Raw genomic sequence first — 24261 nt, 5'->3', positions numbered from 1 at the left:
AGGAGGTCTTCATGTCGAGTGGCACTCATACGCTTTTCACTCCGACCCAGTTTGCAGGTGTTCGCCTCAGCAACCGTTTTGTAAGAAAACTGGCGGCAGCAGTGAGCAAGCTTCAGATCGGCGATGGGCTAGCGTAGGGTGTTTCCTTTGGCCCGCACCCAAGATATGAGCCGAGTTTTCCGCGTGTCCGAAGCGTTGGAATATGGAATGGTCGGAATCAATACCTGGCGTCCCGGCGTGCTTCTTACCTCAGCGGTGTGGTGGTGGACGCCGATGGTGGTGGCCGGTTCTCAGGATAGGACAGGGGCGGGCGACGGTATTGAACTCACCCGAAACAATGCGCTGCTGAGGGCGGCGCACTGTTTGGGTCGGTTATTACAGGCGGGCTGGGCAGGTAGAGATCAGCTCGGTCCGGTCTGCATGGACGAGTACGTTGTGCTCGAACTTCACGTAGCCAGTGTCTTCACGACCTGCCATGCATTCAATTGCGATAGCCATTCCGGCCTCAATTTTCGTCTCGTTGCCTGGAACAAGCCACGGCGACTCCCACCCGATACCGTACGAGTGGCCGTGCAGCGGATAGCCACAATAGATTTCGCGCTTCTGAAGCTCGGCAAACACGACGTCATAGAGTGCTTGCGCAGAGATGCCTGGACGGCATGCTGCGACGCCGGCATCGATAGCCGCGATCGCTCCGTCATACACCTCGTTCTGAGCCGAGCTCCATTTCCCACCCGTGACGACTGTCCGGGAAAAATCCCAGCAGTAACCCTCGACTGCAGCGCCGTACATGTCACAGTGAAAAATGTCCCCTGACTCAAGAGGACGAGTTGTCCACTGTGGCGCCATCCCGTCGGCGTACAGTGCCGAATGGCGACCGGACGAACAGGCAGCGTCGATCATGGCACTGCCCCGGCGTATAGCCACGTTGTAGGCCTGGGCTACTGCATCGGCTTCAGAAGTCCCTGGAGTGGATGCACTCTTCATCATGGCTTCCATCGAGGCATTTCCGATGACGGCTGCTTCGCGAAGTAGCTCAAATTCAAACTCCGACTTGTGAGTTCTCAACGCTTCAATCACGTAATCAAGCTCGATGAAGTCGACTCCTTTTGCGGAGTTCAGCAAGCGCTTGTAGACGGAAGCTACCAGCCACGGCCCAGCTACTAATCCAACCCTGGAGTTGCCAAGGCCCATCTCACGCAGCGTTGCCGCTACTTTATCCGGAACGAAGCCATCGGCTGAGCGGACGTCTTGAACACTGACGATGTCTCGGCGGATCGCGGGTGACTCCGTGATCAGGATAGGCTCGCCATTGACCGGGATGATTACAGCGCCATGAGACAGTCCAGCCCAGAGGCCAGGAAGATCCGGGGCGTAAGGGAATACGGGGCAGTAGTTGGCGAGGTAGATAAGATCGTTGGCAGTGTCCACCGTCCCCCCACCTTTCCCCCAAACCACGAGAGCCTCAACACCGCATGCTTTAGCTGATGCCTGGGCACGTTTCCATCGGTTTTCGTATTCTGATCTTGGTGTGCGATTGGTAAGCAAGGTTGTTTCCTCATGCGTAGATGAATGGATGCAACCAGCTTAAGGGGGAGGACTGTTGACGATAAGTGGTGAAGATGCGTATAGGTTATGAACCTACGGTTCATAGTGGAATGACGATGATTACGGCTGCACCTGCTTTCGCACCTTCTTTGCTCCCAGCACTATCAGTGTTTGTCATGGTCGCCCGGACATTGAGTTTCACAAGGGCCGGAGCTGAGCTCAGTGTCAGTGCGACGGCGGTCTCCAAGACCATTAAACAACTGGAGGCGACCCTTGGCGCGCGACTCTTGAATCGGACAACTCGGAGCGTTTCGCTAACCGATGCAGGGGCTCAATTGCTTTCGGCATTGGGGCCCGCTCTAGCATCCGTAGAAGGCGCCATCGAGCTCGTACGCTCTTCATACGATCAGCCCAGTGGTGAGCTTCGCATCAACACATCTCATGTCGCATTCGTGACCATGGTGGAGCCTTACCTCGCCGAATTCCTTGCCCATTACCCAGATATAAATGTCGAAATATCAGTCGACAATGAGCTCACTGACATCGTTGGCAATGGGTTTGATTTGGGCATCAGATTGGGCCACACGGTGCAACGGGATATGGTGGGCATACCGTTAGGTGTGCCGCAGCATCGCGTCGTTGTGGCCTCCCCAGGCTACTTGCTCAAGTGCGGCGTGCCGCAAACGCCTCAAGAGCTCGTCAGTCATCGCTGCATCAGGCAGCGGTTGCACCCGCGCGGGCAATTTTACGAATGGGTGTTTCGAATGGGGGGGCGCAACGTACAGATCAACGTCGCTGGCAACTTGATCTTTGATGAGATGAGAGCCGTGGTCTCAGCTGCCTGTAACGGCGTAGGTGTCGCCTACGTATTCAAACAGTTCGCACAGGCTCAGATTGCTGAGGAAGCTTTGCAGGTGATACTAGAGAGCTACAGTCCTCCCGGCGAGCCTTTCTTCCTTTACTACCCACACAGGACTCAGATGCCAGCGAAGCTTCGGGTATTCGTGGACTTTCTCAAGAGCAAATACAGGTAGCCAACACGCCCACCATATTCTGGAGAGTGCTTCTTCAGACTTTTAAGCAAAGAAGACATTTAGGTGGGGGGAAGCTGCGAGCCAGCTTCCCCTGATTCGGATACCTGGACAGCGGTTTCAGCCTTCCAAACCGGGGCTAGGTCAACACATGCTTCCTACGGTTTGAAACGCAAAGTGCTGCAATCAAGGAGCGCAGCGGGAGTGATCCCCGCTCAGCAAGGGCAGCTCGGCCAAGTTCTTTTGTAAGGGTTGGATATCCCTGGGCAGATGTTCGGCAAGGGTAAGGGCCACGACCTCCACACCGGGCTATTGAACAATTGGCCACGAAAAAGCGACGGGGCAAGCGCGACCAAATCCAAATGTTCCAGCAGTTTTGATGCCCCGCGGTCCTTGAGCCACCGAGTGATCTCTACAAAGCTTTCGCTCAGCTCCTCGCCCGAGTATGCAGTCGCGCGCCAATTCTCTATATCTTGCATCCCCGATGCTGAGATCTTTTCCTTGCCAAGGCCGACGTACAAAAGCCGGCTGCCAGGAATTGACCGTTGGGCGAAGCTCGACGCAAACACCTACGTCAAATAGATCGCTTAAGCCAGTTCGCTTTCTTTGATATTGGCAATTGGGCCGAGAAGCGATGGATCGAAGTCCCGCAGGTCTTCTCCGTTTTTGGCACGAATTGGCAGATCAGGGTTTGCGAGCGCGCCTCTGCCATAGGCAATAACATCGGCACCTTCCTCAAGCAGTTGCGCTGAGCGGTTCAGGTCGTGGAGTGAACCGTTCGTGATCACCGTCACTCCAGGCGCGTACTGCCTTGCAAGCGTGGCAAGACTTTTCTCTGTATTGGAGAACGCTGGCTGCCACGCTTCGAATTCAGTGACGTGGATATAGTCCACTCCGAGGTTGGCAAGAGCCTCGAATACCACCTTGGCGCCTTGCTCTCCCTCCGACCATTTGTGGAAAAAATCATTAACTTTGCCTTGGGATATCCGCACGCCCAAAGCAGCGCCTAGTTTGATCGTTTTCTTCACCGCTTTCACGGTTTCAAGGATCAGCTGTACTCGGCTAGAGACGTCACCACCCCAGCGATCGGATCGGCTGTTGCCGTAATCGGTGAAGAACTGGTCGAGCAGATAGCCATTTGCGCCGTGAATTTCTACTGCATCAAAACCAGCGATATGGGTAGCAAGATGCGCTGCGCGTGCAAAGCCCTCGATCGCATCGGCAATGTCTGCTTCCGAAGCTTCTTTAGGGATAGGGAACTTCCCTTTGCCGTAGTAGGAAGTCATTTGCTCACCACGGGGCTGGACTGCGGAGGGGCCAATACTGCCGTTCACGAATCGATTGCCCTGTACCAACGGGCCCGCATGCATGAGTTGGGCTGCGATCTTGGCTCCAGCCCTGTGAGTCTGTTCTACGATGGTTTTCCAGGACTCAGCTTGAGTCTCATCACTCATCCCTGGCTGGAGCAGGTTACCTTGCGCGTACTTTTGATCCGTATAGAGCCCTTCGGTGATCAGCAGTCCAAATCCACCCGTGGAAAAACGCTCGTAGTACTTCGCCATGAGCTCCGTTGCACAGCCTTCTTCAGTGGCACTGACACGAGTCATTGGCGCCACCGCGAAACGGTTCTTGAGCTGAAGTGGCCCGGCATAGTGAGGTGTAAAAAGCGGATCTTTAGCGGTCATAAATTTCTCCGAAGGGCTGTTGCCCATGTAGTGATTCATGGCACCAAGATACGTTGCTCGGGTGTGGCTTAGAATTGAGGCATTCAGATAAGGCAGTGTAACGATTAGCGTTAGATAACCACTAGGGAACTGTTCACGCCCAGTGGTTGGCGGAAGCAGGAATGATGCACAAAAGGATACGGATGACAGATCCGCTTTTGCTGCGGCATGTCGAGCAGGACAAATCTCAACTCACTTCATGGAAGCAATGCTGGGGTAGGGAGCGCTCCTGCAGTTCAAAGAGACGCTCGCGGCAAGCAATGATGCAGAGGAGGGTGACCGGCAGGGAGCGGCCCCGCCGGTGTTTGAACGACGCTCAGCCGAGCATGAACCGCATCACGCATCACTGAGTGATGGTCATGCTGCTGGTGGCCTGGACTGAGCCATAGCGGATGCGCGGATACGCCGGATCGGCGTAGCTGAAATCCATCACCGTGCCGACGGAACCGAAGTACAGGGCCTGGCAATTGAAGTTCACCGCTACCTGGCCACCGTAAGGGACTACCCCGATGGCGACCTGGGTCGGCCCGGTCCATTCGATCTTGCAACCCAGCGTACCGCCCGCTGCGCCGGCATTGTATCCGCGGCAGTTCAAGGTGGCGTTGCCGTTGCTGGTATTGGGCAAACCCGCCCATTTGGCGATGGCCAGGTTGGCCGAACATGAGGTGTTGACGCTACTGGCGCCCGGGGCGAGCTTGTAGACCCCGGACGGTGGCGCAAGCGTTGCCGTGACAGGCGTCAGTGGCAGCGGGGCAAGGCTCGATGCCGCCTGGTTTGCCACCGCCGTGGTGGGCGACGGCGGGAGCTTGCACACCACCACGGCGCCGACGTCGTCGGACTTCTTCAACTCACCCAGCGCAGTGATATCGGCGCCGCCCTTCGACTCGCAGAAGAGTTTGCGTAACTGGGCTTTTTCTTCGCTGTCAGCCGTGGACGAGGCTTGGGCCAAGGGTGCAAGTGCCAGACCAATGACTCCAGCCATCAGCAAGCTTGAAAGATTCATGATCGATTCCTTATCGGGGTTATGACTTGCAGCACCCTATGAGCGCCAGGTGGTTTTTTTCATGACAAAAGCTCGGGTGTTTCGCGCAAACAGGGCCGCTGGAACTTTGCCCTCTCGGGGCTTGACGTTATGCCGCTATTTGCTGTTGAATGCGCGCCCTAAAGCCTCTGCAACCTTTTCTCCAAGTGGTGAAGCCAGTGCCCTACGCCAGCCAACACGCCTGATACCGACGACGGTCCATCCTGCCTGATGGCTGCCCGTGCCTGCGCGCGGCGGCGCTTCACTGCCATGCCTGCCTGATCCTGTCGTTGGTTTTTCTCTATTTTCGAGGACAAACCCATGCACATGGATATTCGTGCCACCGCGCACAACCTGGAACTGCTCAAATACCCCCGCACGCCCCACCTGCAAGGCTCGCGCCTGCAGGATGGCGACACTGACACTGGCCAGGTGCGCTATGCCGCCCTGGCCGGGCAGTGGCTGGTGGTAGAAGAAAAACTCGATGGCGCCAACGCCGGCATCAGCTTTACCGCAGGCGGCGAGTTGCGCCTGCAGTCACGCGGTCACTACCTCACCGGCGGTGGTCGCGAGCGCCAGTTCAATCTGTTCAAGCAGTGGGCCTCGGCCCATGAGCACTGGTTGCTGGAGCGCCTGGAAGACCGCTTCGTGCTGTATGGCGAATGGCTGCACAAGAAGCACTCGGTGTTCTACGACCGCTTGCCACATTACTTCTGCGAGTTCGATGTGTGGGACCGCGCCACAGGGCTGTTCCTCTCCACCGCGGCGCGCCGGTGCCTGCTTGAGGGTGGGCCGGTGCTTGCGGTGCCGGTGCTGTACGAAGGCCCGGCGCCGCGCCGGCATGCCGAGCTGATGGCGCTGGTGAGCGATTCGCTGGCCAAGAGCGCGCGCTGGCGCGAAGTGTTCGAGCAGGTGGTACGCCGTGAAGGCCTCGACCTGGCCCGTGCGTGGCGCCAGTGTGACCGCTCCAGCCGCATGGAAGGCCTGTACCTGAAGCTCGAGGATGAGCAACAGACCCTTGGCCGGCTCAAGTGGGTACGCCAGGACTTCGTCCAGGCCATCCTCGATGCCGACCAGCACCATGCCAATCAACCCTTTATCCCCAATCAACTGGCCGACGGCGTCGATCTCTATGCGCCGCGCCTGTCCATGGACTGGCAGGGCCCACGCCACGGCTACTGAAGGAGCATCCCGAAATGGATATTCGTCAACTGCAACAACTGGTCCCCGAGCCGGGACGCGATATGGACGCCGCCGCCTGCCTGGTGGCCATTCCGGCTCTGGCGCGCCTGGCCGACACACCGCAAGACCCGACCTACCACGCCGAGGGCGATGTGTGGATTCATACCCGCCTGGTGGTCGAAGCCTTGCTGGCGCAACCCGCCTACCAGCAGGCCAGCGCCGAGCAGCGTTTTGTGCTGTTCTTCGCTGCCCTGCTGCACGACATCGCCAAGCCCGACACCACGGTGATCGACCCGGATACCGGGCGTATCGGCCAGCCCGGTCACTCACGCCGGGGCGCGGTGGATGCGCGGCTGCTGTTGTGGCGCGCCGGCGTGCCTTTCGAGCTGCGCGAGCAGATCTGCCGCATCATCGCCGTGCACCAGGTGCCGTTCTTCGCCCTGCAGGGTGATCGCAGCGGCCGCAGCGCTGAGTTCCTGTTGCACAAACTGTCCTGGGAACTGCCGCTGTGGATGCTCTGTGCGGTGGCCGAGGCCGATATGCAGGGCCGCAACTACGCCGGCAAGGCCGATGTACTGGACGCCATCGAACTGTGGCGCGAACTGGCGGAGGAGGAGGGCTGCCTGCACGGGCCGCGGGCCTTTGCCGACGACTACACACGCATTCAGTACCTGCGTGGCGCCCGGGTACATCCCGACTACCCGTTGCATGCGCCGCAGGGTTCGTCGGTGGTGATGCTCTCGGGCCTGCCGGCCAGCGGCAAGGACACCTGGACCGCACAGCACTACCCGGATCTGCCGGTGGTGTCGTTCGACGACGCGCGCCAGGCCCTTGGCCTGCGCCATGGCCAGAACGAGGGCGCCGCTGCGCACTACGCTATCGACCGGGCCAAGGCCCTGTTGCGCGAGCACAAACCCTTTGTGTGGAACTCGACGCACCTGTCGACGCAGATGCGCAACCGTACCCTGGACTTGCTCTACGGTTACGGCGCGCAGGTGGAGATTGTTTACCTGGAGCGCCCCGAGGACGAGATCATGCGGCGCAACCAGAAGCGCGACACCTCGCTGCGCAACGATGATATCCGCCGCATGCTGTTCAAGTGGGAAGTGCCGCTGCCGACCGAGGCACACCGGGTTGTTTATCAGGCAGTGACGGGATGAGCGGTCCTAATGGAGAGTCGTCGAGGAGGCTGCTCCAAATCCAATACAGTGAGTCGGACAATACAATTGAAAAGAGCAAAGGGGATGTGACGCTCTCGAAGAAAACAGAAGAATGACTTAATAAGCACGGATGGAGCCCCCCCCCTAAAAATGAAGCTTACTGATGTCTACAGTAAAATAATCAGCGAAGAACCGTATAATGACCTGGATGTATTCTTTGAGAACTATGAAAGCTTTGAAGAAATTCCGCTTGTGTCAAGATACAGCCGCTTAAAGCTCTTAAAGGATGAGATGAGCGGCAGCGGGGCTTCTAACTTTTTGACAGGGCTCGCTGTATTTCTTTTGAATACTTTAAGATTGTTAGAAGTATCGAGAAGTGAAAGTGTATTTTTTGCCTTGACCTTTACAGACTTTGAGGGGTTGGAGGAACAAGGCATCCTCATACCTAATATATTTATTTATCCAAAGCTGGCCTCGGTCGGATTTTTGGAAAAAGTACGAGAAAATGATGGAGATCTTGAGTCACGGGAGATGAATGAAGTAAAAAGGCATTTTTCCAAGTGTGGGGTAGAAACTGCTTTTGATTTTTATGAAAGTAGATTTCATGACGCCGTTTGCGCTGAGGAAATTGTAAGGGTCTTTGCTGTTCCCAGGACTTGTTGAGTGTAAAGAACTCGTCTGTCTGTTGGTGCTGATACGCTTTTGACCTAGGCGGCTGATTTTGAATGCCCAACCTGCAACATCGGCAACAGACTGAGTAATTGGTCAAAGGATTTGTGATCTGCTCGATCATCATCACCGAGAAAGACCTGGCAGGGGCCTACGAGCGTGCAGAAGCGCTACGCTTACAGCACTTTCAAAGCTGCCGTGGTCCAACGTCTTGCAGATAAACACTTTCCGCTGGATCAAGACCAGTCGTTAGGCTTGCTACGCATACTCGATGCGCTGATCGATCTTGGCGACCGGAGAAGTGCTGCTTTGGAGCAGAGCGAAGCGTTACCCTCAGCATCGGCGGCAGTTGAATGGAGTTAACGGCCGTACAAATTCAGTCCAAAATCACGATGTTTCTCAGCGGTCTTTCACCAAGCCGGGGGGCGTCGCTGGGTGATAAAAGCGTGCTCGCCGAGCAAGCGTTGCGGCACATCGCGGCCTTATATGAGAGGTGCCGATAGGCAACAACTACATAGAAAATCAGATGCAGCCATGGGCGCTCGGACGCAAAAAATGGTTGTTTGCCGGCTCGTTGCGGTGGAAATCGGGCGGCGGTGCTGATGAGTTTGATCCAGTCGGCCAACCTCAGCGGGCATGATGCTTTCGCAAGGTGTCGCGTTGAAGGGAAGATCCAAAATGGAGCAAGAAATCTGAGTTTCGATCTTTAGGTCTCAAATATTTCGATGTTCACTTCCGGGGACTCGGGGGTTAGTGGAAGTGGACACCTCAATTGATCAATGCCGACATAACACATGATTTAACATAATATACATTATGCGAACCATCATATACGGACGTGAGGGGCTCTGGTGATCAGATTTGAAGCCTGGCACTGCCTCCGGCCGTCGTTTTCGCGAACGCGAAAATTAAAGTCCTGACAATCAACTGCTGATTGGCTGACGCGTCATTTCCTCCTGTGGCCCTCCCTTAAAGATGGCGCCTAAGACGGCGCCTAGCGTTTCCACCCCGAAAGCCTCGGGACTTCGTACTGACCACCGCTGAAAAAATGGCAGCAACTGCTCCTGAACACCATGAACGCACCCTGTTCATCGCCGCGACGTTGTTTTCGATGTACCTACGCGTTTCAGATCTCTGTGGTCGGGTGAATTGGCAGCCCACAATGGGCTCCTTCAAGACAGATCATGAAGGCAACTGGTGGTTCTACCTCATTGGTAAGGGTGACAAAGCCGCCAAGGTAGCTGTAAGGCCGGAATACATTGATCGTTACCTAAAGCGCTACCGACGCTTCATGGGGCTGCCTGAACTGCCATTACCTAATGAACAGACCCCTCTGATTGCGACCTTGAATGGTCGTCCAGGGTTATCCACTCGAATGGTTCATTCGATCATCCAGAAGCTGTTCGACCAGGCTATTAATGAAATGGTGAACGAAGATCGCCAACTTGGCGAGATTGAGGCTCTGCGACTGGCCTCCACACACTGGCTTAGGCATACGGCTGCGACACTTGATGCCCCTTGGCGAGACCTTAAGGACTTGCAGATGGATCTACGTCACAACAATTTGTCTACTACTCAGGACATCTACTACAGCAGTTATGAAGATAAACGCTCGTACTCGCTTAAAAAACTGGGTTTGAAAAATCGCGACTAATGTTCAGAGATAACTCTCAGAGACTACTGGTAGAAAAAATCATGGAATCAATACCCCGCCCTTGCTTTGAAACGCTAAAAGAATTTTCACAGCTAGATCCCGACAGCCTCGATGGCGAACTCTCTGTAATTAAGCATTTTCTCAACCAATGCCCAGCTAGTAGTCTGCCGACAAAAAGCTACCTGCTGGTGAAGCAGTTCTTGGTTAAGCATACCGAACCTACGCGCTATTCAAACTATCGAAGCTGTATCGAACGACTCTTGCTCTGGAGCATTTTGGAGGCAAAAAAGCCCATAACTGATTTGAATGAAGGCGACATTCAAGAATTTATGAGTTTCTGCACGTCCCCCCCGAATGCCTGGGTGGCAGATAAGTCTCATCGGCGATTTACTCCCGGCAAACTGAAACAGGCAATAGGATTTAACCCCGCTTGGCGTCCGTTTAGCTTTGAACAACCGTCTATTGGGGATGATCGTACTCACATAGCGTACATAGCTGGCAGAGGCGCGCTAGCTATGCAGATGTCTGTAGTTGCGAATTTTTTTTTGCATCTGCACTACAGTGATCTTATAGCAACCAACCCTGCGCAAAGGTTACACGCTGCTGGCTTTTACGCCATAAGTCTTCCTGTTCACACTGGTGCGAATTTCTTCACTGACGAAGAGTTTGCGGTGTTGATGTTGACGCTTAGCGACCTTGCGGATAAGGACATCAAACATGAGCGTACGCTGCTCATGATTGCGTCCGTTTATTATCTTAGGATGCAGCCAACTGAGATCGACAGCCTAGGGGGAGGTCTGACAATCAGTGCGCTGCGACTTATGCAGGATGGAACTTACGATTTAGTGGAGGAGAAGTTTCCCGGCAATCACGCATGGAAAATACATTCTGAGTTTGTAGATCACTATGTCAATCGTTATCGTAAAAAATTTGGCCAACAATCCATTCCGTTAGAGCGTGATCACACATTGTTGCTCCGAAAGATTCGTGGCAAAGATTCAATTAGCTCTGCTCATGCGAGACTGTTATTCCGGACAGTATGTCAAGTCGTCATTGATAGGCTTACCGAGAGCGGATGTGTGGTCTCGCCGGACTCAGGGTTTCGTAAAGCGAGTCTGCTCTGGTTGCGAGAAACAAGTATGCACCACAGCGCAAGAACGATGGGGATGGATGACGTAATCAGACTTGTGCGAAAATCAAACGCGGAAAGTGCCTATCAACGTTTCTTTGCGTGGCGTGGTTAGTATCTAGAATGTCTGCCCTGCTCTTTTCGAGGGTATTCCTATGAAACCTTTTTAACTCAACTAAATAGTCATTTAGTTGAGTTGGTTGTAGTACTGCTTTGCTCGCGGGCTGAATCTATGCATCAGCCACGCGACATTATTGTGAACGCCATCTTCTCCATGACATTGCTCCTCAGCGACTACTGGGGTAGTTCGTAAATCAAGCCATCCGCCAAGCGGGCACCTCGTCCCTGGAAGCACCTGCTCATCGGCCATGGAGGTTCAGAAAGCTCGAGCCACATCGTTGCATTACGATGGTGCGCACCCTACCGGGACGGCTGGCGTGAATCGTGCCCCCTCCGCGCGCGGTGACTCGGCTATGTGGGCGCTCATTCCCACGCCTGCGTGCTCCGCTTGCTCAAAGCAGTTCGATTGTTCAACGCCAGTCCGACACATTGAGGCGGATGGTTAGAACGCGGGGGCGATGCGGCTTGCCCTTGCATTGGCCTGAGTCAAGTCATTGATACGATTACGTCGTGCTACCATATCGCCACCCTCCCCTGAGTTTTTTACCCCAGGTAATCGCCATGGACGATGTAGTCATAACGCATTCGGATGTGTACCAGAGCTGGCAAACCCACCTGTTCAACTTCAGTCTCGACGATCCCAAAACGAATGCACCTGGGTTGCGCAAACCGCAGTTGGCTGCGCTTTACGCCACCCTGGGGCATCTGGTGGTCGATCCCTCCTCCACCGCTACGGTGGTTATGCCCACAGGGACAGGGAAGACTGACACCATGCTCGGGCTTATCATCGCTGCTAGAATGGCTAGAACATTGATCCTGGTTCCATCAGACGCTCTCCGTACGCAATTGGTTGGCAAGTGCACGGAGATGAAGACGCTTCGCACGGTTGGGGCCGTATCGGACAAGGCGCGCAATCCTATCGTTGCAGCCATCGATTCAATGCTGTCTGAAGCGCAGGTTGCTGAGTTGGCTAACGCCAATATCATTGTGGCCACTCCCCAGGCTCTGCTGTTATTTGAAGACGCCGCCTTGGGGGCGCTCGTGAACATGTGTAGCCATCTGATGATCGATGAGGCTCACCATGTCGTGGCAGCCAGTTGGAATCGAATCAAAACAGCCTTCAGGGGCAAACCATGTATTCAGTTCACAGCGACGCCGTTCCGGGAGGATGGTCTGGCTCTGGCCGGCAAGATCATCTACAACTACCCGCTCCGGGATGCGCAGCTTGACGGCTATTTCAAAGGTATCGAGTTCCATCCAGTACGAGAATACAACCTCAAGCTGTCCGATCAGGCCATCGCAGACAAAGCTGTTGAGCTGCTGAGGGCTGACCTTGAGGCTGGATATAACCATCTGATGATGGTGCGGGCAAAGTCGCACAAGCGGGCGACTGACCTGTTCGAGATTTATAAGCAGCACGCCGACCTGACCCCCGTGCTGATCCATAGCAAGGTGCCAAACCAAGCCAAGGTGATGGCGGAGATCGTCAAAAAAAAGCACCGGATCATCGTCTGCGTTGACATGCTTGGGGAAGGCTTCGATCTGCCCGAACTCAAGATCGCGGCCATTCATGATCAGCACCAAAGTCCTGCTGTTACACTCCAATTCATTGGCCGGCTGACGAGGGTTGATGCCGCCCTTGGTGATGCTAAGTTCGTGGCGAACATCGCTAACCAGAAGACCGACCACCAGATGGCAGACCTCTATAAAGAGAGTGCTGACTGGGGTGCAGTCATCCGCAACGTGAGCGAGCAAAAGGTCGGCCGGGAAATTAAGAAGGCGGACTTTAATGAACAATTCGCCGACGGGGACGACGCCCAAGTGATTTTTGGCCTGAATCCGAATCCCAAAATCAGCGCGGTGGCATACCACGTCTCTCCCTCAGACTGGAGACCACAGCGGGCGCAGGATCTTGATGGACGCAGGGAAACGCTGCAGTACATCTCGATCAACGATCAGGCCGATACAGTGATTGCCGTGACTCGGCGAGAGACACTGGTTGGGTGGGCTCAGACCGAAGAAATCGTCGATACCAATTGGAATCTGTACATCGCGTTCTATGACAAAGCGCAGAAAACCCTGTTCATTCACACCTCGGGTGACGACACCCAGACAACTCGCTTTCTGAACTTGGTGGCCAAGGACTCTCGTCGCATCAATGGTGAGCCGGCCTTCCGTACGCTCCATGACATCAAGCTGATGAAACTGCAGAACGTTGGCCTGTCACGCGCCAGGAAAGACCTGCGGTTCACGATGCACGTGGGGCGCGATATCAACCAAGTGATTAGTGACATTGAGAAAGGCAACGCTACGAAGTCCAACATCTTCGCCACCGGGTTTGAGGGTGGAGAACGAACCACCGTGGGATGCTCGCACAAGGGCAAGATCTGGGAGATGAGTTCCTCTCCGATCGACTACTGGGTCGAGTGGTGCAAGCGCATGGCGGTCAAGCTGAACGACAACACCATTGACCCTGGTGACGTACTCAAAAACGTCATGCGTATGGAGCAGATCAAGGGCAAGTGGCCGGAAGGCCTATTTTACGCTGACTGGCCTGTGTCGATCGCAATCGAAAACGAACAAAGGATCTCACTGTATTTTCAAGGGGAAACTTTCAACCTTCTCGACGTCGAGCTTGGTAAGCCTGAGTACAGTGACCCGCAGACGTTGGAGATCCCCCTTTTGGTCGCGGGCAATGATGGCGAGGAGCGTCGCCTCACTACCATCTCTGTCAGGCTGTTGGAGGACGCATACAAGACGTCCTGCCCAGGTGTGAAGATCCTCTACCCCCACGAAATGCCGCTCGACTCTTACCTGGATGGAGACCCGCTTGTACTGCTCAAGGTCGACGGTTCCATGGTGCAGGGCAATTATCGTCAGTACTCGCTCAACAGTATGGATGTAAAACTGCCTGCCGGTTTGCTCGAGCCCTGGAATTGGGGAGCGACGAAAATCCATCAAGAGTCTATGCGCGCAGAGCGACGTAAGGATTCAGTACAAGGTTTTACCTTTGATAAGATCGCTGATGACTACTCGATCGTATTCAATGATGACGGCAAAGGCGAAATCGCTGACCTGGTGGCAATTCGAGAAAGCAAGGACGCCATCTATGTAGACCTTTACCACTGCAAATTCTGCCCTATGACGAAGGGCGTGGCCGCTCCCGGGGCACGCGTTGAAGACGTCTATGAGGTATGCGGTCAGGCGTCGAGGTCGGTGAAATGGCTGTACACGGGAGATAAGTTCTTCAACCGACTGATGGATCGGTACCAGAAAGGATTGCTGAAGGATTTCGACAGAATCCTCAAAGGCACGCCTCAGCAGCTGGAGATACTCCGCAACAAGTGCCACGACCACGAGCTGATCTTCAAATTTGTGATCGTGCAGCCCGCGATATCCGCGAAGAGGGTGTCAAAGGAACAGCTTGCTGTATTGGGAACAAGCCACTCATACATCAAAAGCATCTCGGGATCGGACATCAAAGTCATCGTTAGCCCCTGATGCACCTACTCCGGCGGGACAGTGACCTGTTCCGCTGGTGTTGGTTTTAGCTGCAACGCCAGTGCCTTGGATTCATGGCGTTGACGCACGCATTATCAAGGCGTCCTCTCCTCTGGGGAACGCTAAACTCCTTTCGGGCTTCCCAACTCCGCTTGTCCTGGACTGCGTTCGTGGGCAAGGGTATACCGGCTAACTGTAATCCGCCCTACCCTTCAAATTCCAAGCTGATTTACCAGAACACGGAAGCTATGATGCTCTCTAGCATTCGCCGACGTAGAGCGTCGCCGGGCAAGAGCATGGAATTGTTCAATCCTGACAACCGCGCGGTACTATTCTCGTCATCTACATCTTGAAAGCAACGAACGATCGAGTCATCCGGCCACCGTTGTAGCTCGGTGTTTGTGCGTGTCAGTGCCCTGCTCAACCTGCAAAAAGGCTTCTGAACACTTGAAGCTCATCTCATCGGGTCGCGGGCTACTACCTTTTTTGAAAACGGTAGAGCACTCAATATCAACCTTCTGACCTAGATCGCTAGATATCTATCAGGCCCGCTTGAAAGACAACTGGTCGCCACTCAATGGACGAGCAACCAACCGCCTCATCGCTATAACTTGTACTCGATCAGACCGATCCTTTGCAGGGCGTCGTGACGAAGCGACATCCCAAGCGGTTCCTCACCTGCGTGCGCAGCGCTGGAGCTAGTTAGATAACGTCTACCGATAATTGCGGTTGCAAAACCAGACGTCATCCGCCAGTGCTTCGTAAAGCACTTTTTTCCATCCATTGATCACCAAACCAGTCACCTGAGCGCCTGAACGAAGGAAGTCAGAGAAAGCTTCGGGGGGCTGCCTGCTGAAATAGTTCGCCCCCATGTCCATCAGCATGCTGAGTTCTGATCCCGCTTGGATGCTGTACCGCTCGGCAATACCGAACAGGTCAAAATGATTAACTGCCCTTGCCTTGTCCTCATCATTCCAGTCATCAGGTGGACTGACGCTGTAGATGATTGAGCAAGGGCTGGTGTGAGATACGGAAACACTGATCCACCTTTCCTCGAAAAATTGTCGTTTGTCCAGATATGGGTGAAGCGGTTGCCGATGCGGGTGGTCAATCAAGGGATTGCGTTTGTCGGTATTGCAGTCACGGCAGGCAGGGATCAAGTTTTGAGGAACGATAGTCAGCTTCGGGTAGTTGGCTTTTGGCAAATAATGATCCAGGGTTCGCGGTCGTCCTATTCCTCCACATGTAGGACAATGGTCACCTGCAGCCACCAAAATAGAGTCGTAGAGTGCTCGGCCAGGTTCTCGCTGCACCATGTAGTATTCGTAGAGGTGAACGAGCTCGCTTTTTCGAATGTCATCGATCACGAAGGGATCGTCCCCCCTGGCCAACCTCAATGATGGTAACTCCCACGTGGATCCGGCGGCGACTCTTTCGATAAATTCGGTGGCGTTGGCTTTGATACCTGGAAGAATACCCCTCATTCTATCTCTCTGATGATCATCAATTATCGCAGAGGTGCAGGCCATGTAGGCCTCCTCAGGAGTGCAACTCGGGGCTAACAATTGCTTCATGCCTGCACCTTTGAATCACGCTCAGCGATTAACGCCCGAAGAATTGCTTGCCCCTCAAGCCCCAATTTCCCACCGAATTTTCCAAGGATCACCTCAAAGGTATGTCCCTCGGCAGCTTCAGCTGCAAGAAGTGTATGAAAACCCGAGGATGCGACTTCCAATCCAAAAACTTCCCGGGTAAGAATCCCTACGTTCTCGCCGAACGTTTCAACTGTTGGCCGCTGCGCTGACGCCACCAAATTAGACCGATGAATTTTCCAGACACACGACGCAGGAATTTCCTGGAGCACCACCGGGGAATGCGTGGCCACGATCGCTACACCGTTGCGATCCAGAAGCAGCTCACTCAACGCCCTAATCAATGCCGATAGCAGTGGCGGATGCAAATGGCTTTCGGGCTCATCCATCAGGACGAGAGTTTTTTCCTCGACCCGCTCGACCAACTTGGTGATAGTCAGCAGCACGATCGAATGGCCTGAGCTAAGGTTCGAAAAGATTTCGTTGGCCGCCGTGCTCCATTCCTCGCCACTCAAAGACAAGAGCCTGTCGAATCCCAAACCTGCGAAATTCTCATCAGTTTGCAAAGTTTTGACGGCCTGTCGCCAACGGTTTCGCTTATGCGTTTCCCGCAGGCACCCTCTCATACCGTCGATGAAGTCAGATTTGAGAGCGTCCCGGCGCTTTAACTCATGCCATGCGTCCTCGCCTTTTGACTTTAGCCCGACATAGAAAAAACAGGTGCCTTTGGCTGGATCGGGCTGCTCTGGAGGTGGATCAAAGGGGTCAAATGCGCTAAAGGATACGAGCACTACGCTGCTGAAAAAATCAGGGGCAATAATCGCTCGCTGTTGCCCCCAAAACTGAACTTGGTAGATGGCATCTGCACCAGCGTGGCGATTGTGGATGGCATTGGTGATGCCATTGAGGATGGTGGTCTTTCCGATGCCGTTTCGCCCGATTAGCGCGTGCACATTTGTCAGGGGCGTCGAATCAACATTCACATCAAAACTCAACTCAATGCCGGCGGTAGAGCTATCCGCTTGCTTCGTGTAGACGAAAGAAAAATTGGTTCGGACAGCACCACCAAGTAGGACTCGCGTAAATTGATTCTTGACGCTGGCCAAGCTGACATTGCGCAACAACGAGATTGACAGCACGGGCTCGTCTATTATCGCTTCGAGGATTTCAGGGTTGGCAACGATGTCATTCATCCCTCGGAGGAAGTCAAACCGCAAATCATCGGAGGATAGGCTCGCGATTTTTTGGTAGTACTCCACACTGGTACCGAGTGAGAAGAAGCCCTCTGGGAGACTTTGGAAAGAATCTGGAAGTTTGGAGCGTGTGGTTGTTGCGGTATCCTGCCCCTTGAATCCAATCTTGACATTCTCAAGGTCGTGAGCCGCGCCAGATTCGTCGTACGCGATGACATAAAACATTGTGACAAAACTGTGGTCGTTCCAGCGGTCATATTTCAGGTAAGCAGTACTGGGTCTGCCGCTCGGGAATTTTTCTTCCCTTCCTATGATGTGAAATTCCATTCTTCCCTGTTCCTGATACAACGCGATGTTCAGCGACCATCTTCGCCAGCTGGTTCTCATGGTGGCATTTCAGCTCCGGAACCACAACGCGTGACGCGCAGATCAGGCCTAACACAGCGCTTATCTTCAGTGGATACAGGAACTTGGCCGCCTGAATCCTACATTTCGCCGCCGGCACCGCATTATCGTTTCGAGATTTTCAGTGGTTTAGCGGCGGTGTGCGCCCGCAGTGGCCCAGTATATCGATGCATATGCTCGTTAGTGCCCTGCTCAACCTGCAATAAGGCTTCTGAACACGTGAAGCTCAGATCGTTGGCGTGCGCTCCGTTATTGCCTTTTTTGAGCGGTATAACACTCAATATTTACCTCCTGACCTAAATCGGCAGGTATCAATCAGGCCCACTGGAAAGACAACTGGTCGCCACTCAATGGACGCGCAACCAACCGCCTCATCGCTGTGACTTGAACCGCTTCACGCCGCACGTCAGATCGCCGAACATAATCCGGTTGCCGAGAAACTGAGGAGGTGGTTTAAGCATTTCACCCGTTAGCGCTTGCTACCGCGGATTTCGGGCCGCTTCTGCCCTTGCTTCTAGCGCTTTTCTGGCTTTGATGACATGCAATTGAGATGGCATCAAGTGACTGGTGGAGAGGGTTGCCCTGCTTTTGCGGCTTCGCCGCCACCTTTTCTTTGCCTCCAAAGAAAGCTCCTCACTTCCAAAAAATTGGATAGAGGACACCTGCGGTGGCAACTTGCAGGTACTCGAACGTCTGGGGCTTGCTAGGCCCTGCCTAGGTGGCCTGTGTTCTGGGCGATCGACCGTGGGGCAATGCGGCCTGCCCTCCGAGATCTATGAGGGCGCCAGCCCAGGCTGGGATATCGAGATGCGGATGGATTATGTACGCTGAGCAGACCTCAGATCTGCCCAGAAAATCGTGTGTCTTCGAAATGAGCCCGCAGGGAGGCAATTTGGCCAAGCTCGACTTTATTTTCAGTGTTCATATGTGTGCCCTCAGCGAGTCCATCTCTGTCATGCGAATGCTCGCAGAGCAGGCAGAAAAAAATGTGGCGCTTGCACTCAAGGAAGCCGACGATTCGATAAAGGAGCATGAGCACGAAGAAGAAGCGTACGGTCAGTACGGTGAACACTACGTGCGGCAACGGACTTTCTACTCATGCGGCTCTTCTATCGGTTATGACCATGAAGAAGTGTTATTGACACACAAATTTATGATCACCCAACTCACGCGACGCTCAGCATTTCTTACGATGTTTGGGTTGTTCGAACACCGTATGAGTCAATGCCTGGAGTTTATGCTTGAACTCACTGGGTTTGAGGGAGAGCTCAAGGGTATGGGGCCAATAGAAAAGGCCCACGTTATGCTCAAAAAGGTCATTGGTGGCCAAGGCATCACAGATCTGGATCATCTGACTGTTATCAGGAATGTAATGGCTCACAGCGACGGCACCGCTAAGGGATATAGGGAAATAAGCACGCGCAATAGTAGAAAGAGCCCTTCGGAAAAAAGGGTCTTGTCAGCCATTCGCAAAACCGAGGGGGTGTCGGTCAACTTTATTGACGATGTGCTGATGGACGAACGTTTTTTGGAGTATGCCGTCGGCGATTTTCAAAGGTACGTGGGAGAAATGCAGGCGGCGGTGCGGAGTTATCACGCAGCAAATGGGAGTGCCTCAAGTAAAAGTTAGTGCAAGGGGGGCTGAGAGAGATGGTAGCGCCTTGTTTTTTCAGAATGTTCGCCTAGTACTACTCGAACCTGTCGAATGCCCCAGCAGAATGCTTGCTGTCTGACACTGTTTACCACTGCTGATGAACGACAGCGGCGCTCGGCTAAAATCGCCGCTGAGGTGGTTTCACGTCATTGAGTATGCCATCGATCGCGAGGAGCGCCTCGACCTCAGTCTGAGGTGTTCATGGTCACGCCCCGATCAGACTTACTCTGCGATTGATTTGATGCGAAACGCGAGAAGTGCTACCGCAAACACGCCTACCAATTGAGACCAAAAAGGCTCGAGCCAGGCTTAGGTGTCCTCGTCAAGCCAAACGCTGAACGCAGGCATGAGGGCGATCCAGGAAAGCCCGAGGCACCCTGGCCAGCTGTAGCTGAGACCTACGCCTAGTAGCCCTCGGCCCAGGCAGTACCCTAAGAGCCAGGCGAGCCCCAACCTTCCCAGGACAGCGCCGGTAGTGGCGATATCCAGATGTACCTGGTCGGCCAAGGTGACCACGGCACAGAAACACAAAAACACGGCCAAACAGATCAAGATCCCGGCAGACGAGCTGCTGCTGTAACTTCCACGCATTGTTGTACCTCACTGATGAGCGGTGATGTATCAATGCCCTTAAGCTGTTTTGATTTCAACTCAACCTCGAGCACTTTCTCCCAGGTCTCCTGAAACCGCTTGATGCCGGTGCCCTTGTGGGGCATCCGCCCACCCTCTGTCTCTCATGCTCCCCTGCCTGGCGCTGGCCGTTTGAAGGCGTTTCATGGATCGGGCACCGATTCAGTGATCGCGGCGGTCAGACCTGCCCGCCGGCATGCACTCGGTTGAATGCTTCGTTAAAACGCTGACGACTGCGCTTTCCCGTTACAATCGGAGCAGTTTTGCTGCGCTGCGTGCTATTGCGCTTGGACAGCAAGCGATGCGACGCCTGGGTGATTTGGGCTGGACTCAAACGCAGACCGGGCTCATGACGGTCGAGGTCAATGGCTGGGTTCTGACCTTCTCCAACGACAGCAACAAGCTGGATTACTGCAATATGTCCAACCAGCAGCCTCAGAATATTCAGCTCAGTCTCAGCCAGTACCGTTATCTCTATTGCGTTGATCTTGAAGCGACCTGCGATGACCTGATGCCGGGTGAGCCCTCGCGAGGCCTGGTTATTACGCCAGGAGAGATGGAAACCATTGAGCTCGGATTGGTCGTGATTGATCAACGAGAGCGGCGCATTGTGGACAGTTTCCAGAGCTTCGTTCGCCCTCGCCTACATCCCCGACTCACGCCGTTCTGCAGGCAGCTCACAACCATCGAACAATGCGAGATCGATTCTGCTCCTGGGTTTGTCGACGCCATGCAGTGGCTCAATGATTTCTCGAGCGGCTACGCCGGCGCTGCTTGGCTGTCTTGGGGTAAGTACGATACTGCTCAGATACGCCGCGATGGAGCCATCAATCAAACCAGCAGCCTGCTCGAAACCATACCCCACTTCAATGTGAAAGACTGGTTCGAGCAAGTGTTTGGAGAGCGGCCTGGTGGCCTGAAGCCTACTGTTGAGGAGCTCGGGCTAGCATGGGCCTGAACCTATCATCGCGGGATCGATAATGCGAAGAACGTGGCAGCGGTAGTGCTTCATCTTCTCGACCAACGAGCTGTTTGAATCAATCCATCGACCTTGGGCCATTCAGGAACTTTTCCCACAAGGTGATACATTCGCAGGCAAGCTCTCGAACGTCGAATGACTTGCCATTGCTCTCGACGCGGTAGCTGCACTGTAATATCTCTCCACCGCCATCGCCTACAAACCACGTGGAGTACAATTTCTGTGGTTGTGAGATGGTTGGCTGATGGCCGGAGCGCGGTGTGCGCATGAGCTTGCAGTGCTTGGAACCATTTGCGAGATCTGCACAAATTCTGAGCGGCTCGTTTAGGTCTATGAACGCGTCGATCTCTCGAGCTCGCACGACTGCCCCGTCTTGATGGAATGCCCAGTCCCTGACGTGATAGCAGTGGATGAAGAACGATAGGACATCGTCAAAGTATTCCTCCTCATCATGTCCCATCGATGAAAATACCCCTGCATACAGCTTCTGGATCCTTTTGAGGTAACGTTTGGCTCGGTTCAGTTGCTCCATGCATGCATCCTCAAATCACCGCCCACCTGGCTAACCTATACGGGCTTTCTGGCCCGGATCAACCCTACGCCCGGATCAGGTCGAGAACAAGCTGGGGCTCCTATCCTGGCTAAGTGAGCGACTCTTCGGGAGACAATGAAAGCAAGGCAGGCAGGACGACCTTGCATGTGATCAAAGCTATGCCTGGCTGCCCGAAAAACAAAGACAACACCGCTTGAGGGTCTAGGGCCCCTTCAAGATGAATCTCATGCATCGCCAACGCGATAACCTTCATCGATTCCTGCAGTGCCTGCCAGGCCTCAGGCGCTAGGCCATTGTCCTGGCTTTCGTCCTTCGCGACCATCTTGTTGAGGGCTCGCTGCGCGTGGTCGTAGTTTGTGAATTCTTGGGCGACCCCGGTCACTACCACACCCAGCAAATTCAGTAAAGGTTGGCCGTGTTCTCGAACAATTTCTGAAAACCTTTCAAGCCCCTCTGATGACAGCTGTTTCGGTACTCGAGGCATGATGGCATCGACGATTTCCCAAGCATTGCGCACGTGCAATCTCTCTTGGAATCGGCCCACCGCCTTCACGGCTCTCCCGGAATGCATCATGTCGTGGAGACAAATCCCGGGCTTACCGATTTCGGCATTGAAGACGTCGTCCTGGGCAACTGTAACGGAATCACCAGCCCTTTCCGCTAGCGGGTTGATGAAGGTGCATACGGTTCGCGGTTCGTCGTCGTACTCCACTGCCCCTAGATCAACGCCAAAGCTCAAGCATGAGAAGAACGAAACGTAGGCATAAGCGCGCGCCGTAGTGCCACAGATCCCCACCGCCAAGACGTGGCCAAATTCATGGGGATTAGCGCCGACAACCGACGAAGTTTCCCTACCATCCCACCAGACGAGCTCGTCCTGCCAGTTTGCTTTGTCGTTTTTCAGTTCACGCTGGAGCATCGCCTTGAAGGGTTTCAAGCCCTCCTGTCGAGCAGCGCCGGGAAACGAGTGTGCAAAGAACGTCAGTGCCAAGTAACCCACGGCCTGCAAAAAATCACACCCGCCGAACTCCAAACGGATGCGATTGCCCTCTGTCCGGTAGTGCGTGCGAGCCGCCCCTGCCTGTTTGATCTCGATTCTGACCTTATCGGACTGGTTCTCCTCCACCCAGCGTTGGGCCACGTCCAGGCTCGGCACGGCTAGCTGAATCTCCATGTCCGATTTGAGTTGCGCCTTATCCAGCGGCGGTGGCATATCGATCTGAATGTCGGCCCCAATAAGCCGGTACCGAGTGTCGCCGTCCTTGAAAATGTAGGGTTTGGCTTTGTCCTTTCGATCTGGTCTGACCTCCAGCGCCCCGTTCATCATCGCCAGCTGGGTTTCAAGTCGAGTTACCAGCCTGCCAAAGCCGATATTGTGGTCATGGCAGTAGATCCCCCGGTTGGTTCTACGACCTCCCAAGGCTGCCGGGAAGATGTGCTCGTTTGATTTGGCGGGAGCGCCACAGATGATGCATGTGCGATGTGAAGCCATATCCTTTCCTTGGCGAACCTAATGGTGAACCGCAGGTATACCTGCAGGCTCTGAGTGTTGCGACAGTGAGTAGCGCCACATTACCGGAGTATGCCTCTGCGAGTGATCCGAGAGGCTCAAAAAGCATCTGAGTACAAATGTACCCCTGTGCGCGCGCACCTTATGATGCCGATAGAATCCAACGGATGACCTTGCCCGGAAATATCATTTCAGGAAGGATTGATGTCACCTAAATCGTCATTTGCGAGTGTGTTGCGGGCAGTACGAAGCACGCGCAATCTCAGCCAGCGTGGGTTTGGTGATGTAACGAGCCGCACCTATGAGATAGATAATCACGTCCCTAATGGTTGTGGGTATGTCGTGACCCGTGCTCTAGGCGATTCGTCGTGGTCAGTGAGTGATTGAGTCGACATAGATGGCGCGGTTAATCTCAACATGCTCCAAGCAAGGTTAAGGCTTCGTGTACGACAGAAGATTGCGGGTTTCATCGCTTACAAACGTGTTGACTCGCCTTTGTAAAAAAGCCCAACAGGGCGTTTTGGACTGCCCCCGGAAAGGTAGACATCCCCGGCCTATGCTTTGGACTGCCCCGGAAAGGTAGACATCCCCGGCCTATGCTTTGAGCATAGGAGGAAGTCTATGAGTACCCAGCGATACACCCCGGAATTCAAGGCGGAAGCCGTCAGGCAGGTGGTTGAACGCGGCTATTCAGTCGCGGAGATTGCCACACGCCTCGGCGTCTCGACTCACAGCCTCTATAAATGGGTGAGCGCCGTCACCCCTGATAAATCAGAAAAGCAGGCCAGCGAATTGCTCGAAGCCAAGAGTGAAATCCTGCGGCTACGGGCCCAAATGCGCCGCCTTGAAGAAGAGCGGGATATCTTAAAAAAAGCCGCGCGGTACTTTGCCAGAGAGCCCGAGTGAAGTACCGCTTCATGAACGAGCATCGTCATCAGTATGCAATTACCACGATGTGCAGGGTATTGCGGATCGCTCGTGCCGGGTTCTACCAATGGCTACACAA

Annotated in this window: 18 protein-coding genes and 2 pseudogenes; 12 read left to right on the top strand and 8 right to left on the bottom strand. The window is 54.3% G+C overall.

Annotation, left to right across the window (positions count from 1 at the left end; genetic code table 11):
• Window positions 1-375: 375 nt before the first annotated feature.
• Complete coding sequence (locus GV818_RS23380) at window positions 376-1431, bottom strand: M24 family metallopeptidase (protein ID WP_161777662.1); 1056 nt, start codon at window positions 1429-1431, stop codon at window positions 376-378.
• A 227-nt stretch (window positions 1432-1658) separates the two neighbouring features.
• Between GV818_RS23380 and GV818_RS23375 the strand changes: the two genes are divergently transcribed.
• Window positions 1659-2582: a LysR family transcriptional regulator gene (locus tag GV818_RS23375; protein ID WP_161777661.1), complete on the top strand. Its 924-nt coding sequence runs from the start codon at window positions 1659-1661 to the stop codon at window positions 2580-2582.
• Between the two features lie 584 nt (window positions 2583-3166).
• Here GV818_RS23375 and GV818_RS23370 read toward each other — a convergent pair.
• Together GV818_RS23370 and GV818_RS23365 are read right to left on the bottom strand one after the other, a co-directional pair.
• Window positions 3167-4264: an NADH:flavin oxidoreductase gene (locus GV818_RS23370; protein WP_161777691.1), complete on the bottom strand. Its 1098-nt coding sequence runs from the start codon at window positions 4262-4264 to the stop codon at window positions 3167-3169.
• Window positions 4265-4646: 382 nt separating this feature from the next.
• Window positions 4647-5306 (bottom strand): hypothetical protein, encoded by a 660-nt coding sequence (locus tag GV818_RS23365; protein WP_161758836.1) that lies wholly within the window; start codon window positions 5304-5306, stop codon window positions 4647-4649.
• Window positions 5307-5645: 339 nt separating this feature from the next.
• On the opposite strand from GV818_RS23365, the gene GV818_RS23360 reads away from it, so the two are divergent.
• The 8 genes and pseudogenes from GV818_RS23360 to GV818_RS23325 all read left to right on the top strand — a co-directional run bounded on the left by GV818_RS23360 (window position 5646) and on the right by GV818_RS23325 (window position 14739).
• A complete protein-coding gene (locus tag GV818_RS23360; protein WP_161758835.1) occupies window positions 5646-6506 on the top strand; it encodes an RNA ligase family protein in 861 nt (286 codons plus the stop codon).
• Window positions 6507-6520: 14 nt separating this feature from the next.
• The gene (locus GV818_RS23355) at window positions 6521-7666 is read left to right on the top strand and encodes an AAA family ATPase (RefSeq protein WP_161777660.1); all 1146 of its coding nucleotides are present in this window, start codon (window positions 6521-6523) and stop codon (window positions 7664-7666) included.
• 150 nt (window positions 7667-7816) lie between these two features.
• Entirely contained in the window at window positions 7817-8329 is a 513-nt protein-coding gene (locus tag GV818_RS23350; protein WP_161777659.1) for an Imm15 family immunity protein, read from the top strand.
• Window positions 8330-8494: 165 nt separating this feature from the next.
• Entirely contained in the window at window positions 8495-8698 is a 204-nt protein-coding gene (locus tag GV818_RS23345) for a hypothetical protein (RefSeq protein WP_161777658.1), read from the top strand.
• A 130-nt stretch (window positions 8699-8828) separates the two neighbouring features.
• Window positions 8829-8985, top strand: a pseudogene (locus tag GV818_RS23340) (IS66 family transposase); the annotation flags it as partial.
• A gap of 398 nt (window positions 8986-9383) precedes the next feature.
• Window positions 9384-9989, top strand: coding sequence for a hypothetical protein (locus tag GV818_RS23335; protein ID WP_256679519.1), 606 nt, complete (start codon window positions 9384-9386; stop codon window positions 9987-9989).
• Window positions 9990-10030: 41 nt separating this feature from the next.
• Window positions 10031-11233 carry a hypothetical protein gene (locus GV818_RS23330; RefSeq protein WP_161777657.1) on the top strand — a complete coding sequence of 401 codons (1203 nt, stop codon included), beginning with the start codon at window positions 10031-10033 and terminating at the stop codon, window positions 11231-11233.
• A 566-nt stretch (window positions 11234-11799) separates the two neighbouring features.
• Window positions 11800-14739: a DEAD/DEAH box helicase gene (locus tag GV818_RS23325; RefSeq protein ID WP_161777656.1), complete on the top strand. Its 2940-nt coding sequence runs from the start codon at window positions 11800-11802 to the stop codon at window positions 14737-14739.
• A 713-nt stretch (window positions 14740-15452) separates the two neighbouring features.
• Here GV818_RS23325 and GV818_RS23320 read toward each other — a convergent pair.
• Together GV818_RS23320 and GV818_RS23315 are read right to left on the bottom strand one after the other, a co-directional pair.
• Window positions 15453-16313: an HNH endonuclease gene (locus GV818_RS23320; protein WP_256679518.1), complete on the bottom strand. Its 861-nt coding sequence runs from the start codon at window positions 16311-16313 to the stop codon at window positions 15453-15455.
• Window positions 16310-17851: an AAA family ATPase gene (locus GV818_RS23315; RefSeq protein WP_161777655.1), complete on the bottom strand. Its 1542-nt coding sequence runs from the start codon at window positions 17849-17851 to the stop codon at window positions 16310-16312. Before GV818_RS23315 ends, GV818_RS23320 begins: the two co-directional genes overlap by 4 nt.
• Window positions 17852-18821: 970 nt before the next feature.
• Here GV818_RS23315 and GV818_RS23310 point away from each other — a divergent pair.
• Window positions 18822-19559 (top strand): hypothetical protein, encoded by a 738-nt coding sequence (locus GV818_RS23310; RefSeq protein WP_161777654.1) that lies wholly within the window; start codon window positions 18822-18824, stop codon window positions 19557-19559.
• 572 nt (window positions 19560-20131) lie between these two features.
• On the opposite strand, the gene GV818_RS23305 is transcribed toward GV818_RS23310, so the two are convergent.
• Window positions 20132-20299: a hypothetical protein gene (locus GV818_RS23305; RefSeq protein WP_161777653.1), complete on the bottom strand. Its 168-nt coding sequence runs from the start codon at window positions 20297-20299 to the stop codon at window positions 20132-20134.
• A 110-nt stretch (window positions 20300-20409) separates the two neighbouring features.
• Here GV818_RS23305 and GV818_RS23300 point away from each other — a divergent pair, with 110 nt between their 5' ends.
• Window positions 20410-21171 (top strand): 3'-5' exonuclease, encoded by a 762-nt coding sequence (locus tag GV818_RS23300; RefSeq protein WP_256679517.1) that lies wholly within the window; start codon window positions 20410-20412, stop codon window positions 21169-21171.
• Between the two features lie 79 nt (window positions 21172-21250).
• Here the strand turns inward: GV818_RS23300 and GV818_RS23295 are convergent, their stop codons facing one another.
• Complete coding sequence (locus GV818_RS23295) at window positions 21251-21724, bottom strand: hypothetical protein (protein WP_161777652.1); 474 nt, start codon at window positions 21722-21724, stop codon at window positions 21251-21253.
• A 109-nt stretch (window positions 21725-21833) separates the two neighbouring features.
• Entirely contained in the window at window positions 21834-23237 is a 1404-nt protein-coding gene (locus GV818_RS23290; RefSeq protein WP_161777651.1) for an HNH endonuclease, read from the bottom strand.
• A gap of 639 nt (window positions 23238-23876) precedes the next feature.
• Between GV818_RS23290 and GV818_RS23285 the strand changes: the two are divergent.
• Window positions 23877-24261, top strand: a pseudogene (locus GV818_RS23285) (transposase); the annotation flags it as partial.

The organism is Pseudomonas sp. Fl4BN1 (assembly GCF_009908285.1).
GTDB lineage: Bacteria > Pseudomonadota > Gammaproteobacteria > Pseudomonadales > Pseudomonadaceae > Aquipseudomonas.
This window is presented reverse-complemented; position numbering and strand designations above follow the sequence as displayed.